13 protein-coding genes and 2 pseudogenes are annotated in these 15,531 nt (G+C 63.9%); 10 read left to right on the top strand and 5 right to left on the bottom strand.

What is annotated here, in order from left to right:
- Positions 1 to 72 precede the first annotated feature (72 nt).
- On the bottom strand, positions 73 to 1,575 hold the full coding sequence (locus tag DQW77_RS02535) for an AMP nucleosidase (protein WP_113256624.1): 1,503 nt from the start codon (positions 1,573 to 1,575) through the stop codon (positions 73 to 75).
- A 256-nt stretch (positions 1,576 to 1,831) separates the two neighbouring features.
- Here DQW77_RS02535 and DQW77_RS02530 point away from each other — a divergent pair, with 256 nt between their 5' ends.
- From DQW77_RS02530 to DQW77_RS02520, 3 genes are all read left to right on the top strand, one after another.
- Complete coding sequence (locus DQW77_RS02530; protein WP_113256623.1) at positions 1,832 to 2,251, top strand: glyoxalase/bleomycin resistance/extradiol dioxygenase family protein; 420 nt, start codon at positions 1,832 to 1,834, stop codon at positions 2,249 to 2,251.
- A 112-nt stretch (positions 2,252 to 2,363) separates the two neighbouring features.
- Positions 2,364 to 3,119, top strand: coding sequence for a class II aldolase and adducin N-terminal domain-containing protein (locus DQW77_RS02525; RefSeq protein ID WP_113256622.1), 756 nt, complete (start codon positions 2,364 to 2,366; stop codon positions 3,117 to 3,119).
- Positions 3,120 to 3,148: 29 nt separating this feature from the next.
- Positions 3,149 to 4,264 carry a TauD/TfdA family dioxygenase gene (locus tag DQW77_RS02520; RefSeq protein ID WP_113256621.1) on the top strand — a complete coding sequence of 372 codons (1,116 nt, stop codon included), beginning with the start codon at positions 3,149 to 3,151 and terminating at the stop codon, positions 4,262 to 4,264.
- A 19-nt stretch (positions 4,265 to 4,283) separates the two neighbouring features.
- On the opposite strand, the gene DQW77_RS02515 is transcribed toward DQW77_RS02520, so the two are convergent.
- Entirely contained in the window at positions 4,284 to 4,784 is a 501-nt protein-coding gene (locus tag DQW77_RS02515; RefSeq protein ID WP_113256620.1) for a lytic transglycosylase domain-containing protein, read from the bottom strand.
- 137 nt (positions 4,785 to 4,921) lie between these two features.
- Here DQW77_RS02515 and DQW77_RS02510 point away from each other — a divergent pair, with 137 nt between their 5' ends.
- Positions 4,922 to 5,776 carry an SDR family oxidoreductase gene (locus tag DQW77_RS02510; protein WP_113256619.1) on the top strand — a complete coding sequence of 285 codons (855 nt, stop codon included), beginning with the start codon at positions 4,922 to 4,924 and terminating at the stop codon, positions 5,774 to 5,776.
- A gap of 8 nt (positions 5,777 to 5,784) precedes the next feature.
- Here DQW77_RS02510 and DQW77_RS02505 read toward each other — a convergent pair whose 3' ends face one another.
- Together DQW77_RS02505 and DQW77_RS02500 are read right to left on the bottom strand one after the other, a co-directional pair.
- A complete protein-coding gene (locus DQW77_RS02505) occupies positions 5,785 to 6,603 on the bottom strand; it encodes a DUF2793 domain-containing protein (RefSeq protein ID WP_113256618.1) in 819 nt (272 codons plus the stop codon).
- 81 nt (positions 6,604 to 6,684) lie between these two features.
- Positions 6,685 to 9,423 (bottom strand): calcium-binding protein, encoded by a 2,739-nt coding sequence (locus DQW77_RS02500; protein ID WP_113256617.1) that lies wholly within the window; start codon positions 9,421 to 9,423, stop codon positions 6,685 to 6,687.
- A gap of 190 nt (positions 9,424 to 9,613) precedes the next feature.
- On the opposite strand from DQW77_RS02500, the gene rfbC reads away from it, so the two are divergent.
- From rfbC to DQW77_RS02470, 6 genes and pseudogenes are all read left to right on the top strand, one after another.
- On the top strand, positions 9,614 to 10,174 hold the full coding sequence (gene rfbC, locus DQW77_RS02495; RefSeq protein ID WP_113256616.1) for a dTDP-4-dehydrorhamnose 3,5-epimerase: 561 nt from the start codon (positions 9,614 to 9,616) through the stop codon (positions 10,172 to 10,174).
- A complete protein-coding gene (gene rfbB, locus DQW77_RS02490) occupies positions 10,164 to 11,213 on the top strand; it encodes a dTDP-glucose 4,6-dehydratase (RefSeq protein WP_113256615.1) in 1,050 nt (349 codons plus the stop codon). The genes rfbC and rfbB overlap by 11 nt, the downstream gene beginning before the upstream one ends.
- Positions 11,210 to 12,082, top strand: coding sequence for a dTDP-4-dehydrorhamnose reductase (rfbD, locus tag DQW77_RS02485; RefSeq protein WP_113256614.1), 873 nt, complete (start codon positions 11,210 to 11,212; stop codon positions 12,080 to 12,082). The genes rfbB and rfbD overlap by 4 nt, the downstream gene beginning before the upstream one ends.
- A 4-nt stretch (positions 12,083 to 12,086) precedes the next feature.
- Complete coding sequence (rfbA, locus tag DQW77_RS02480; RefSeq protein WP_113256613.1) at positions 12,087 to 12,968, top strand: glucose-1-phosphate thymidylyltransferase RfbA; 882 nt, start codon at positions 12,087 to 12,089, stop codon at positions 12,966 to 12,968.
- Between the two features lie 75 nt (positions 12,969 to 13,043).
- Positions 13,044 to 14,336, top strand: coding sequence for a nicotinate phosphoribosyltransferase (pncB, locus tag DQW77_RS02475; protein ID WP_113256612.1), 1,293 nt, complete (start codon positions 13,044 to 13,046; stop codon positions 14,334 to 14,336).
- Positions 14,337 to 14,367: 31 nt separating this feature from the next.
- Positions 14,368 to 15,393 (top strand): annotated as a pseudogene (locus DQW77_RS02470) (RNA-binding domain-containing protein); the annotation flags it as partial.
- Positions 15,394 to 15,399: 6 nt separating this feature from the next.
- On the opposite strand, the pseudogene DQW77_RS18450 reads toward DQW77_RS02470, so the two are convergent.
- Positions 15,400 to 15,531, bottom strand: a pseudogene (locus DQW77_RS18450) (IS481 family transposase); the annotation flags it as partial.

Genomic DNA, 15,531 nt, shown 5'->3' with positions numbered 1-15,531 from the left:
TAGTGGCCAAACACAACAAATAGCATGGGAAAACAGATCATTTTCGTTGATTTTGTGGCTCACGACACGCGGTCAAAGGAAAGCGGTCTCCTCGAAACTGCGTAATTTGCGGCTGTGGATCCGCTCCAGCGGCATGCGCCGCAGGGTTTCCATAGCGCGGATCCCGATCATCAGGTGCCGCGCGACCTGCGTCTTGTAGAAATCGCTGGCCATGCCGGGCAGTTTGAGCTCCCCGTGCAGTGGCTTGTCGGAGACGCACAGAAGCGTGCCGTAGGGCACCCGGAAGCGGAAGCCGTTGGCGGCGATGGTGGCACTTTCCATGTCCAGCGCGATGGCCCGCGACTGGCTCAGCCGCTGGACCGGGCCGGACTGATCCCTCAGTTCCCAGTTGCGGTTGTCGAGGCTGGCCACCGTGCCGGTTCGCATCACCCGCTTGAGGTCATATCCCTCCAGACGCGTTTCCTCGGCCACGGCTTCCTGCAGGGCGATCTGGATCTCGGCCAGTGCCGGCACCGGTACCCATGTGGGCAGATCGGCATCAAGAACCCCGTCCTCGCGCAGGTAGGCATGCGCAAGAACGAAATCGCCAAGGTTCTGCGAATTGCGCAGCCCGGCGCAATGACCGACCATGATCCACGCATGCGGGCGCAGCACCGCGATGTGGTCCGTTGCCGTCTTGGCGTTCGAGGGACCAACACCGATATTGACCAGCGTGATCCCCGCAGCCCCCTCGCGCTTCAGGTGATAGGCGGGCATCTGCGGCAGTTTCTCCGGCATCGCGATCGTCGCCTCCGGGTCCGTGATCTCCACGTTGCCGGTGCTCACGAAGGCGGTGTAGCCGCTGTCCGGATCAGCCAGAACACGCCGTGCATAGGCCTCGAACTCGGCAACGTAGAACTGGTAATTCGTGAACAGGACGTGATTCTGGAAATGGCCCGGATCCGTTGCGGTGTAGTGCGCCAGCCGCGCCAGCGAATAATCCACCCGCTGGGCCGAGAACAGCGCCAGCGGCCCGATCCCGTCATCGCTTGGCACATGGGTGCCGTTGACGATGTCGTCATTGGTGGTTCCGAGGTCCGGAACGTCGAAAACGTCGCGCAGGGTGAAGGCGGCCGCACCATCTTGCGGCACGGAAATACCAGCCTCGTTGGCCACCGCGAAATGCACGGGCATCGGCGTTTCCGACACCCCTATGCGCACCGGCACGCCATGATTCTCGATCAAAAGGCCGATCTGTTGTTCCAGGTAGTTGCGGAACAGCCCGGGGCGCGTGATCGTCGCCGCATGGGTGCCGGGCTCCGCGACATGGCCGAAGCTGAGCCTGCTGTCGACCTGCGCGAAGGAACTGGTGGTCACGCGGATCTCGGGGTAGAAGGCGCGCACCCGCTGTGCGGGCGGCCCCTTGGCCAGTGCCTCTGAAAACCTCTGGCAAAGGAACTGCGCCGCACCCTCGTAAAGCCTTTCCAGCCGCTCGACAGCGGCGGCGGCTTCGGTGAACACCTCCGTGCCGGGAAGATCGGGCGTAATCGCGCCATCGTGACCACCAGGCGCCTGCAATGGTTCACGATGCCGCATTCCTCGCCCCCTTACCCCTGGTTCAATCGCGTGGCTGCGCCACATACTTTCTTTTGCAATACAGGGGCGCTGCCCCTCTTGCCCTGCGTGCAATTCACCCCGGGATATTTCCGGCCAGAAGAAGTCCGGGCACCGCGTCTTTCATCTTTCCCGAAATACTCCCGCCGGAGGCGTACCCGGACCACTGCCGGAGGTTGACACGCCTTCGGACGAGGATCAACCTGGGTCATTCCGGATCGTGAAAGGGCTTTCGAACATGGATTACGAGACAGTCAGTCCGGCCGAATTCGGGGCTTCGCTAAAGGGCATCGGGCTCAATATCCTGGTACGCGACGTACCCGCGCAGGTCGGCTTCCTCGTCGACGTCTTCGGTATGCAGGGCCACCGCGTGAGCCGGGATTTCGCGATCATCACCTATCACGACTGTGTCGTGCAGTTGCATGCCGATCACACCTATGCCGGGAACCCTCTGCTCGGGCTTCTGCCCGAAACCCCGCCACGCGGGGCCGGCGCGGAATTCCGGCTTTTCCATACCGATCCGGACGGTGCCACGGACCGGGCCGGGAGGCACGGCGCGCATATTCTGCACCCGCCAGCCGACAAGCCGCATGGCCTGCGCGAAGCGGTCATTCTTTGCGCCAATGGATATGCCTGGGTTCCATCGCGCCCGCTTTGACAGGGCCGCCGGAAGGCCACCGGGAAAAATCCGGAAAACCTCGCCGCGAAGCGTTTGACATCCGCCACGATCCACCCTGAGACTGCGCCTGCAAGCAAAGGGAATCCTCCGAATGACCGTCACCCCCCTCAAGCCCAACATGGATCACTGGTCCGACCGCGTCGATCTGGCCGCGGCCTTTCGCTGGACCGCGCGGCTGAACATGCACGAGGCCGTCGCCAATCATTTCAGCATTGCGGTGAACGCGGACGGGACAAGGTTCCTCATGAACCCCAACCAGATGCATTTCGCACGTATCCGGGCATCGGACCTGATCGAGGTGGACGCCAACGACCCCGGCACTCTGGACAAGCCGGGCGCGCCCGATCCCACTGCCTGGGGTCTGCATGGCGGATTGCACCGGCATTGCCCCCACGCCCGTTGTGCGATGCATGTCCATTCGATCCATGCCACTGTACTGGCCTGCCTAGAAGACAGTTCCCTGCCGCCCATTGACCAGAACTGCGCCACCTTCTTCGACCGCCACGTCATCGACGACGGCTACGGCGGGCTGGCCTTCGAGGAGGAGGGCGAACGCTGCGCCCGGCTTTTCGACGACCCCCGCAAAAAGGTGATGATCATGGGCAATCACGGTGTCATGGTGATCGGGGATACCGTCGCCGACACGTTCAACCGTCTCTATTATTTCGAGCGCGCCGCCGAGACATACATCCGCGCCCTGCAGACGGGCCGGCCCTTGCGTGTGCTGTCCGAAGCGGTGGCCGAGAAGACCGCGAAAGAACTCGAGGAGTATCCGGGTCAGGCCGAGCGCCATCTTGCCGAACTCAAGGCCATACTCGATGCCGAAGGGGCCGACTACGCCGCCTAGACTTCACAACAAAATCACGGGAGACGAACATGACGCAAACCGAGGTCCCGCTTGCGGACAACGGGCTATACGCACCGCTTGGCGGTGGAGAAACATATTTCAACTACCATTGGCTGCGCGATGCCTGCCCCTCCACGATCGACCCGCAGACGCGCGAGCGTGTCTTCGATGTCACCGCTCTCACGGCGGCGCCGACGGCGAGGAAAGCACGTGTCGCTGATGGTATTCTGGAAATCGACTGGGCCAACGAGGATCATGTCACGCGCCTGCCCCTAGACAGGCTGGAGGCGTTCGCGGCCAACGGGCAGAAACCCGATCCTGCCGATCTGCCGCGCACCCTGTGGTACGCCGGCCATCACGGGAATTTCCGGCGCATCCCGCAGACCGAGGTGGAAGGCAACGATACAGGCCGGGCCAGACTGGCGCGCGCGCTGATCGAGGAGGGTGTCGCGCTGGTCACGGGAATGGAGGACAGCGACGAAAGCCTTACCCGGCTCGTCAATTGCCTTGGCCCTGTCACACCCACGGCGGAGGGGCATTACTTCGAGGTCCGGCTGGAAATCGAGCCGACGAACCTTGCTTTCACGGCCGGCCCGCTGGAGATGCACACCGATCTGCCGGGCGAGGAGATGGCACCGGGCGTGCAGTTCCTGCATTGCCGGGCGAACACGGTCGAGGGGGGACGCAGCCTGTTTCTGGATGGCGCCGCGGTGGCCGAAGCGCTGCGCGCTGAGGACCCGGGGGCGTTCGACCTGCTGGTCACGCATTCGATTCCGTTCTTCTATCGCCACGACGGCTGGGATTATCGCGCCCGCCAGAAGGTGATCGAGCTCGATGCGCGCGGCAACGTGTCCGGGGTCACGATCTCGCAGCACCTGCAGGAGGACATGGACCTGCCGCAGGAGGTGCTGGATTCCTACTACCCCGCCTTCTGCAAGTTCATCCGCATGATGCAGGACGACCGTTTCGTGTGCCGGTTCCGCCTCAACGCGGGCGAGTGCATCGTCTTCGACAACCACCGGATTGTCCACGGGCGCGAAGGCTTTTCCGCCGAAAGTGGCGCGCGGCACCTGCGCGGTTGCTACACCGACCGTGGCGCGACCTGGAGCACTTACCGGACGCTGGCGAACAAGGGGGCGGCCTGAGGCGTCGGGCGCGGGCCGGTCAACCGGCCCGCAGCCCCGTCTTCACGAGCAGCCCCTTGCGCTTGGCCTCGTGGTAATATCCCCGAGCGTACCACATGATCGTCGCATCCGGGTCACCCCCGGCCACGATATAGGCTCCGCGCAGGTACTTCACCGCGTATTCCAGGTTCGTCTCGGCATTCAGAAGGTTTCCGGGCGGACCACGGAACCCCATGCTCCGCGCCGTCTGCGGATGGATTTGCAACAGGCCGTAATAGGGGCCGTTTCGGGCGCCGGGGCGATGCGCGCTTTCGCGGATCGCCAGCTGGTGAACGAGGCCGCGCGGCACGTCGTAGTGATCCGCGTAGCGGTTAATGAGCCGACGCAAGGCCGGCGTTTCGTTGGGATGAAGCGGCGGCACTTTCGGGCCCGCGCTGCTCGTGGACAAGCGCCTTTCACGGGTTTCCCGGCCTCCGGAACATGCGGTCAGCGCGGCGGCCCCCGCCATGAGGACCAGGCAACGACGACTGAAACGGGGCATGGTCCCTCCTGATCATGCGACAGGTACGTCCTGGCCCATTCCGACACAAGGCGCCAGCACCGGCCGCGCATGTCGGCGAAACGGCGCCGAGCCACCACACCGCTTGCCAAAGACGTCCGCGTTTTACATTAGGAGGCATGACCAAGACACTTCTTTCCTTCGGACACGGCTACTCGGCCCGGGCGCTCGCGCGGCGTCTCCGGCCACATAGCTGGTCGATCCACGGAACCACCCGCTCGCCCGGGAAGACCGCGGCACTGCGGGACGAAGGCGTGACACCGCTGATCTTTCCCGGCAACGACATCAGAGCGGCGCTTGAGGGGGCCACGCATCTGCTGATCTCCGCCGGCCCCGATGCCAAGGGCGATCCGGTGCTGCGCGAATGCCGCACGGCCATCGCCGCCGTCGCGCCGCGCCTGGAATGGGCCGGGTACCTGTCGACTACCGGGGTTTACGGCGATCATCAGGGCGGCTGGGTGGACGAGGACACGCCACTTACTCCCTCGACGGAACGCGGTCGGCTGCGCGTCGCGGCCGAGGCGGAATGGCAGGCGATACCCGGCCTACCGCTGCATATCTTCCGCCTGGCGGGAATTTACGGACCCGGGCGCGGCCCGTTCGAGAAGGTGCGCCGCGGCTCCGCGCGCCGCATAATCAAGCCCGGGCAGGTCTTCAGCCGCATCCATGTGGAGGACATAGCACAGGTGCTGGCCGCCTCGATCGACAGCCCCGATCCGGGTGCGGTCTATAACCTCTGCGATGACGATCCGGCACCGCCGCAGGACGTGATCGGCCATGCCGCGGATCTTCTCGGCCTGCCCTTGCCACCGGAGGTGGATTTCGACGATGCGGACATGTCGCCGATGGCGCGCAGTTTCTATGCCGAATCAAAGCGCGTCAGTAACGACCGCATCAAGCGCGATCTCGGCGTCGCGCTGCGCTACCCGTCCTACCGCGACGGGCTCGCGGCGCTGCTGGAAGAATCCGGCTAATCCCCGTTCTACCAGCTGCTCAGCGCCGCACGCTTCCAGGTGTCCGTGGCCACGCAGACATATACGTAATCAGCGTCCCAAGCGATTTGCCCGGCGGCCCCGCTGTCCGAAGCACTGCCTGGCGTGCGCGGCTGAGTCACGCGCAGGCTGTCGCCCTCAACCTCCAGCGCCGCGGTACGCGCGCCCTGCGGAAACCGCGCTAGCCCGGTTGACGCCTCGGCCACCACCGCCTGCCGGAAGATGGCGCCGTCATCGCTGACCTTGATCTCGAAATCATCCCCCCCGGTGAGCCCCATCTCGGCCCGGCCGGAAAACCCTGTCTGAAACAGAAGGCTGGCGGTATCGCCCGGCGCGGCCTTGTTGATCTTCAGCTGGTGGTCCGCGCCGGCATGGTTCAGCAGCACCGCGGGCGCTGACACTGCAAGACGGTTCGTCTCGTCCGGCGCCGCGCCGCCGATACCCAGTTGCGCCGCCAGGAGCGTGCTTTCAGAGGGGGCGCGCCACACATTGCCATCATGGGTCAATGTCTCGCCCTCTTGCAGAACATGTACGCGCCAGCCTCCGCTCGGGGTGGTGAACTGCCAGCCATCCGCGGCGAACAACGCGATGTCACCCGCACGCCCGGCCCACGCCCCGGACGCCCCGCTACCAACGATATGGCGGTCTCCGATCTGTGGCGTGGCGGGCGGGGCTGCCCTGTCACGGTCAATCACCGCGGCCTGTACAATAACATCCAGATGGCGCAGCGCCTCGTTGTGGGTGACATGCTTCTGCGCCTGCGAAGGCATGATGAACGGCATCGAGAGGACGGGCGAAGTATCGGTCATGGGGCGCTCCGGAGCTGATTTGCGCTGCACGCTAGGCCGGGGTGGTTTACGCTCCGTATCGGCACCGTGCGGGATCACCGGTCAAAGGAAATCATCCGCCCAGATCGACGAGGCCGCAACCCCTGTCAGCGTCACACCCTGTCCCGGATCCGAGTTCAGACGCAGCACCGTATCCCCCGCGACCTGAAGGATGGCGAAATCGTCCTGATCAAGCCCGGCGTCGATGAAATCCAGCTTGTCAACTCCGTCCTCCCAGTCGCCGATGCGATCCTGCCCGAAATTCGTGTCCTCAAAAATGAACCTGTCCGCACCGTCACCACCGATCAGGAAGTCATCACCGCGGCCCCCGAACAGGCTGTCATCACCACCACCACCGTGCAGCGTGTCGTCGCCCCCCCCGGCGCGGATCAGGTCATTACCGTGGTACCCGCTGATCGCGTTCTCTCCGGCGTTACCTCTGAGCGTGTCAGCGAAACGCGAGCCGAAGACATCCTCGATCGAGATCAGGGTGTCACCCGCCGCATGGCCCTCTCCCGAGGCCATGCCCGCCCTTACGTCCACGAACAGCGGGCCGCTCGCGTTGAAAAAGCTCGCCATGTCCCGGCCGGTTCCGCCATCGAGGGTGTCCGCCCCGCGCGATCCCAGTAGTGTGTCGGCGCCGGCCCCGCCTTCCAGCGTATCGTCGCCGGAAAGCCCGTTCAGAACGTCGTCACCCGCCCTGCCGCGCAGGATGTTGGCCTGACCGTCGCCGATCAGGGCATCGTCGAAGGCGGATCCGGCCACATCATCGACGCCGACAAGATCATCACGACCGATCATCGCCGCCACCGCCTCCGCCGCACCCGCAAAATCCACAGCCACACGCGGTTGCCAGTCAGCGTCCAGAAGATCTGCGCCTGCTCCACCAACAAGGCTGTCATCGCCCCCCAGACCACGTAGCGTGTCGTTACCGGCCAAGCCGGACAGGGTATCGTTACCGGCGCCACCGGTCATGCTGTCTGCTCCGGGACTGCCATTCCCGGAAATTCCCGCCGGCCCGGCATCCTGTCCGTCGCCATCGTCCGGGTTGCCGCCTTCAACGGGCATGCCTCCATCATTCGGGCCATCACCGGAATCTGTATTGCCGCCGGGATCAGGGTCGCCACCACCGGCACCGTCATCAGTACCCGGGTCGCCACCCCCGTCGGACGTGCCACCATCGTCCGGGCTGTCGCCGGAGGCCGGACTGCCGCCGGGATCGCTTCCGGAGTCCTGTTCACCACTTCCATCGCTGCCGGTTCCATCCGCCCCGTCTGGACCGCCGGTGACGTCAAGCACCACTTTCAAGCGGTCGGTTGTCACCAAGCCACCCTCCACGAAATCCGCCCGGTCCAGGGCGCCGCCTCCAGCCTTTCGGACGATGATTTCCTCTTCGAGGAAGGATATCCGCGCGCCCCAGGGCGTCGCGCTGACGATCACATCATCGAAATCCCTGACCGGTGCCAGCCCGGTCAGGTCAAGCCGGTCCAGACCGGGCTCGAAATCCATCACCCGGTCAGATTCCCCGTCACCGGACAGGATGAAGACATCGGCGCCGGCCCCGCCCCGAAGGGTATCCTCCCCGGCGCCGTCCATAAGGACATCGCGCCCCGCACCGCCCGAAAGGCTGTCGTTGCCCGCACCGCCGGCCAGCACATCACTGCCGGCAGTGCCATCAAGGGCCAAGCCGTTGTCATCCGCGGCGCGCACCACACCCGCCGGAAGGCCCGTCACGTTGAATTCAACCAGATGCGGTGCCTGCTGGGTCGCCACCCAGATGCGCAATCCCCCATTCGACGCCGCGCTCACGGCGATATCCGTAATGCCGCCAAGCGGTACTCCGATCGTCGCCGCCACGCTTTCGAGATGGTGAAGCCGCCCGCCGGGAAGAATCTCGAACAGGCTCAGCCCGCTGTCGCGTCCCGCCGCGATCGCGTAGCCGCGCCCGCCGACCTCGATCACTTCCAGATGCGCCGCATCCGAAAAACGGGTGTCACGGTTGTCGAGGACATGATCCGTCATGATCAGCGCGCCATCCGCCTCCACCGAAAACACGCTCAACGAACCGCTGCCCGACGCGGCGGCGACAAGGTAGGGCACACCATCCACCTTGACCGCCCCGAGCGCGCCGGGCTGCGCGATGCCCGGACTCCGCGATGTCGCCGCAAGATCGGCGACATGCGTGACAGCGCCCCCGGGCTCCAACCGGAAGGCACTGATCATGTCTTCCCAGCCGAACGCGGCGATTCCATAGGTGCCATCCGCGGTCTGCACCGTCTCCACGGCGGTCACACGGGCCTGGTGCAGGGGATCGCCCGTCGCCACCGGAACCACGTCCGTGACCTGCCCCTGCGCGTCCATCCGCAGAACCGTAAGCCCACCGTCGCGGCGTCCGGCGAATCCGGCCATCTGCACACCCTGCGAGACCATCGACACCGTCGAGATAACGCGCATGTCCAACCCCGAAACGGTGAGATCCCGCACCGGCCCGAACCCCGTTCCATGCCAGTCCACCCGCACCATACCGGCCGAGGCCAGCCCCGCCAGCCAAAGGCCGCCATCCGGCAGCGGCACGATGTCCGTCGATTCCAGTTGCAGGTAACCCTCACCGATTTCCCAACGGTCCAGCAGCCGCGCCGCGCCGCCGGACACGTCATAGGCACTTAGCCATCCGCCGCCGCGCGCGGCGGAGATCAGCACAGGCCCTGACGGTCCCGCGATCACCATCAGATCGGTCAAGCCGACAAGCGGCGCGGCATCCCCTCCCACAGGGGCCGACGCCTCAAGGCGCAGCTCTGCCATGTCTCACCCCGGTTTTCTCCCACCGGGACGGATCATCGCGGACGTGCCTTAATGACGGCTGTCGCAATTATGGCCTGTTTATGGATGTTACCGGGGATTTAAGATAATTCGGCGCGCACCGGGCCTTGGCGCGTGACAGGCATGGCCCCGCTTGCTATCAGCCCATCGAAGGCAGGACAGGAGGGCCAGTGTGAGGATCACCGGCACCGAACTTCCCGGCGTGCTGCTGCTTGAGCCCGCGCGTCATGGCGACAGCCGCGGATTCTTCAGCGAAAGCTGGAATCGCCGCACGCTTGCGGAACACGGTATCACGCTGGATTTCGTGCAGGACAACCATTCCCTTTCCGCTGCCGCAAACACCCTGCGCGGCCTGCATTTCCAGGCACCGCCGCATGCGCAGGCCAAGCTGGTGCGCTGCGGCCACGGGGCGCTTTTCGATGTGGCCGTCGATATCCGCCGGGGGTCTCCCACCTTCGGACACTGGACCGGCCGCGAGCTGAGCTTCGAGAACGGCCTTCAGTTGCTGATACCGGCAGGTTTCCTGCACGGCTTCGTCACCCGTCAGCCCGAGACCGAGATCGTCTACAAGTGCTCCGATTACTACGCGCCGGGATGCGACCGCGCGGTTCGGTGGGACGATCCGGAACTTGGTATCGACTGGAACCTGCCCGCCCCGCCCGTTCTGTCCGACAGGGACGCCGCCGCCCCGCGCCTGCGCGACATCGAAAGCCCGTTCACCCATGACGGATAATGGCCCGCTTCTGGTAACCGGTGGTTGCGGCTTCATCGGCTCGGCGGTGATCCGGCTGGCCGTTGCGCGTGGCCGCGCGGTGGTCAATCTCGATGCCCTGACCTATGCTGCCTGTACCGCGAACCTCAACAGAGTGGCCGACAATCCTCTCTACACCTTCGAAAAGGCCGATATCCGCGACCGCCCCGCGCTCGACCGTATCCTCACGCGGCACGCGCCGGGCGCAATCATGCATCTCGCCGCCGAAAGCCATGTCGATCGCTCCATCGACGGGCCGGCCGCCTTCGTCGACACCAATGTCGCTGGCACCGCCACGCTGCTCGAAGCCGCGCGCGCCCACTGGGAAAGACGCGGACGCCCCGAGACCTTCCGCTTTCACCACGTCTCCACCGACGAGGTCTTCGGCGCGCTCGGCCCTTCCGGCCGCTTCACCGAAACCACGCCTTACGCCCCGCGCAGCCCCTATGCCGCCTCCAAGGCCGGCAGCGATCACCTGGTGCGGGCCTGGCATGAAACCTGGGGCCTGCCGGTGGTGATCTCGAATTGCGGCAACAACTACGGACCCTACCAGTTCCCCGAAAAGCTGATCCCGGTCACGATTCTGAATGCCCGCGCGGGCCGGACGATCCCGGTGTACGGACAAGGCGAGAACGTGCGCGACTGGATTCATGTAGAGGACCATGCCGAAGCGCTGCTCGAGGTGCTGGCGCGCGGGCACAACGGCACAACCTATCTTGTCGGCGGGCAGGGTGAGGCGCGCAACATCGACATTGTGCGGCGGATCTGCTCGGCCCTGGACGCGCTGCGCCCGGCGGGCGCACCACATGACCGCCTGATCACCTTCGTCGCGGATCGCCCCGGCCACGACCACCGCTATGCCATCGACGCCACGCGCCTGCACACCGAACTGGGCTGGAGCCCGCGCACGCCGCTGTCTGACGGGCTTTGCGCCACGGTTGAATGGTATCTGCAAAACGAAGAGTGGTGGGGCGCCCTGCTGGACCGGCCCGGCGTCGGTGAAAGGTTGGGGCGGGGATGAAACTTCTTGTTTTCGGGCGCACCGGGCAGCTTGGCCGCGCAATTCGGGCGCAGGCCGCCACTGCGCCGGGCCTGGCGCTCACCGCGCTCGGCCGCGATGCCGCGGACCTCGCCCGTCCCGAAGTCTGCGCCGCCGCCATCTGCGATGCGGCACCCGACGCGGTGATCAACGCCGCGGCCTTTACCGACGTGGACGGTGCCGAAGACGACCCCGCACGTGCGCACCGGATCAACGCCGAGGCACCGGGGGCCATGGCCCGCGCCTGCGCCGCACGGCGCATTCCCTTCGTGCATGTTTCCACCGATTATGTCTTCGACGGCTCGGGCACGGCACCGCATGCGCCCGATACGCCCACTGCCCCGCTCAACACCTACGGCCGCAGCAAATCCGCCGGCGAGGACGCGGTGCGCGCCGCCGGCGGCCCGCACGCGATCCTGCGCACGGCCTGGGTGTTTTCCGCGCACGGGCAGAATTTCGTCACCACGATGCTGAATCTTGCGGCCAGGCATCATGGCTTGCGCATCGTGGCCGATCAGGTGGGGGGCCCCACCCCGGCGGATGCGCTTGCCGCCGCCTGCATCGCCACCGCCCGTCAACTCGCCGCCGATCCGGGCAAAAGCGGCACCTATCATTACGCCGGCACGCCCGAAGTTTCCCGGGCGGATTTCGCGCGCGCGATCTTCGCGCAGGCCGCGCTCGACTGCGCGGTCACGGGCATCCCGACCGACCAATACCCGACCCCCGCGCCTCGGCCGCTCAATTCCCGTCTCGACTGCACAGCCACCGAAACCGCTTTCCGAATTGCGCGCCCCGACTGGCACGCAGCCCTCGACGATATCATTTCCCGGATTCCGGACAGTACGGAGTGACGACATGACAAGCCGCAAGGGCATCATCCTCGCCGGTGGCAGCGGCACGCGGCTGCACCCGATCACACGCGGGATCTCCAAGCAGCTCCTGCCGGTCTACGACAAGCCGATGATCTACTACCCGCTTTCGGTGCTGATGCTGTCCGGTATCCGCGAGATCGCGATCATCACCACACCGGAAGATCAGACGCAATTCCAGCGCCTCCTGGGTGACGGCGCACAATGGGGCCTTGCCTTCACATGGATTTCCCAGCCTTCTCCCGATGGTCTGGCACAGGCTTATGTCCTTGCCGAGGATTTCCTCGATGGCGGACCGTCGGCGATGGTGCTGGGCGACAACATCTTCTTCGGTCATGGCCTTCCGGAGATGCTGGCCCGCGCCGATGCGCGCACCCATGGCGGCACCGTCTTCGGCTACCACGTGGCCGATCCGCGCCGCTACGGCGTTGTCGGCTTCGACGATGATGGCACCGCCCTCTCGATCATCGAGAAACCGGAAAGACCGGCCTCGTCCTACGCTGTCACCGGGCTCTATTTCCTTGACGGGACAGCCCCCTCACGGGCACGCGCCGTCACGCCCTCGTCCCGGGGCGAGCTTGAAATAACTGCTCTTCTGCAAAGCTACCTCGACGAGGGAGCACTCGGTGTGGACCTCATGGGCCGCGGCTACGCCTGGCTCGATACCGGCACCCATGGCAGCCTTCTGGACGCGGGAAATTTCGTCCGCACCCTTCAGGAACGGCAGGGCCTCCAGGCCGGTTGCCCCGAAGAGATCGCCCATGCGCGTGGCTGGATCGACAACGCCGCCCTGCGCGCCACCGCCGAGGAAATGGGCGCCAAGACGGCCTACGGTCGGTACCTCCTCTCGCTTCTCGGCAACACCTGAACAGGCGCCGCCCCCGCCGCTTGCCTCGCCCGTGCGGCGATGCTTTAACGGACAGGCACGAACCGGAGCCGCCCGATGGTCGAAATCGCCACCCGCGTATACAATCACAAGTGGAAAATCGATCCGATCGTCCGATCCCTGATCGACACCGATTTCTACAAGCTGCTGATGTGCCAGTCTGTCTTTCGCAACAGGCCCGACACCACGGTGACCTTCAGCCTGATCAACCGCACAACCTCGGTGCCGCTCGCCAATCTGGTGGACGAGGGCGAACTGCGCGAACAGCTCGACCATATCCGCTCTCTCTCGCTCAGCCGTGGCGAAAGTACCTGGATGCGCGGCAACACCTTCTACGGCAAACGGCAGATGTTCACACCCGAGTTCATGGACTGGTTCGAAAGGCTCCGCCTGCCGCCCTATCACCTCGAACGCCGCGGCGATCAGTACGAACTGACCTTCGAAGGCCCCTGGCCCGAGGTCATGCTGTGGGAAATTCCCGCGCTCTCCGTGCTGATGGAATTGCGATCACGCGCTGTCCTCGACGACATGAAGAAATTCGAGCTTCAGGTCCTCTATGCCCGCGCCATGACAAAGCTGTGGGAAAAGGTCGAACGCTTGCGCAGCGTCGAGGGCCTGCGCATCGCCGATTTCGGCACCCGCCGCCGCCATTCCTTCCTGTGGCAGGACTGGTGCGTGCAGGCCATGCGCGAAGGGCTGGGCCCGGGCTTCGTGGGCACCTCCAACTGCCTCATCGCCAAGAACCGCGACCTCGAGGCGATCGGCACCAACGCCCACGAGATGCCGATGGTCTATGCCGCGCTCGCCGACACCGATGCCGAACTCGCGCGCGCGCCCTACGAGGTGCTCAGCGACTGGCACGAGGAGCATGACGGCAACCTGCGCATCATCCTGCCCGACACCTACGGCACGAAAGGGTTCCTGGAAAACGCGCCCGACTGGCTGGCGGGCTGGACCGGCATCCGCGTCGACAGCGGCGACCCGGCCGAAGGGGCCGAGACGGCCATCGCCTGGTGGAAGTCCCGCGGCGAGGATCCGCGCCGGAAACTGGTGATCTTCTCGGACGGGCTCGACGAAGAGAAGATCATCGCCCTGCAAAGGCAGTTCTCGGGGCGGGTGCGGGTGAGCTTCGGCTGGGGCACGCTGCTGACCAACGATTTCCGCGGCCTGACCTCGGGCGACCGCCTGGCGCCCTTCAGCCTCGTGTGCAAGGCCGTCGCCGCCAACGGCCGGCCCACGGTCAAGCTCTCCGACAACCCCCGCAAGGCCATGGGCCCGGAAGACGAGATCGCCCGCTACAAGCGGGTGTTCGGCGTGGGCGAGCAGGAACGGATGGAGGTTGTGGTTTGAAGATTCTCATTGTTACCATTGGATTGAGAAGATGGCAGAAACAAAGAAAATAGAAGCTCGGGAAGCCCAATCTCTACTAGAACGTCGAGAAAGCCATTTTTTGGATTTCAAGGCTAAGGAGGCTGGTCCCGCGAAACTGACGAAGGCAGTTTCCGCATTTGCGAACTCTGCTGGCGGAGAGTTAATCATTGGTATTGAGGAGGTCGAAAATCTGAGCGGAGGCGAAAGGATATGGAGTGGATTCGCTGATGAGGAGGATGCGAACGGCCTCCTGCAAACCTTTGCATCTCAGGACCCTTTGGGAAACATTATTCAAACGACATTTATAGAGTGTCAGGATTTACCCGGGATCGTTTTATTTGTGACGATTCAAAAGTCCCAGCAAGTGTTAATGGCCAACAATGGGAAGGCCTATGTGAGGAAAGGTGCCCAAAGCTTGCCGGTTTCTGGTGATGCTCTGGATAGATTAAAATTTGATAAAGGCGTTGTTTCCTACGAAGATGAGAAGATCAACACCGATTATGAGGAAGTAACAAATTCAGAAACCATTATTGAGTTTTTGATAGATACCGTTCCAACGGGGGAGCCCGTGGAATGGCTTGAAAAGCAAAGACTGCTTGTAGATAATCAACCAACTGTAGCTAGTGTTTTGCTTTATTCAGACACTCCTCAGTCGCTTTTGCCAAAGCGGAGTGCTGTAAAAATTTTAAGATACCGCACAAAAGATGACGCTGAAAGAGACTATCTCGCTGGTAACCCTGAGACAATAGAAGGGCCAATTTATCACCTGATTTACAATGCGGTTGCGAGAGTTCGAGAGGTTATTGAAGGTATAGAAAAACTTGGCCCTGAAGGAATGGAGAAGATTTCCTATCCAGAAGAGGCGCTGCATGAGTTGCTGACAAACGCAGTTCTACATAGAGATTATAGCATTCCTTCTGACGTGCAAGTGCGGATATTTGATAACAGAATTGAGATCGAAAGCCCAGGACAACTCCCGGGGCATGTTTCCATTCAGAATATTGAGCGGACTCAATTTGCAAGAAACCCGAAGATTGTCAGACTAGTTGTCGGATCCCGGAAGGTAGTATGGCCGTTTCCTGAACAGGTCGGGCTTGAGTTTGTGCCAGTCTTTCATCGCCTGCAAGGGCGTCTTGCTGCCCAGGGCTGATTGCGGGAGCTGCTGGTTGTAGAG

This window comes from Roseovarius sp. TE539, assembly GCF_003298505.1.
Taxonomy (GTDB): domain Bacteria; phylum Pseudomonadota; class Alphaproteobacteria; order Rhodobacterales; family Rhodobacteraceae; genus Roseovarius.
Note: the sequence above shows the minus strand (reverse complement) of the source record. Positions and strands in the feature narration are given on the sequence as shown.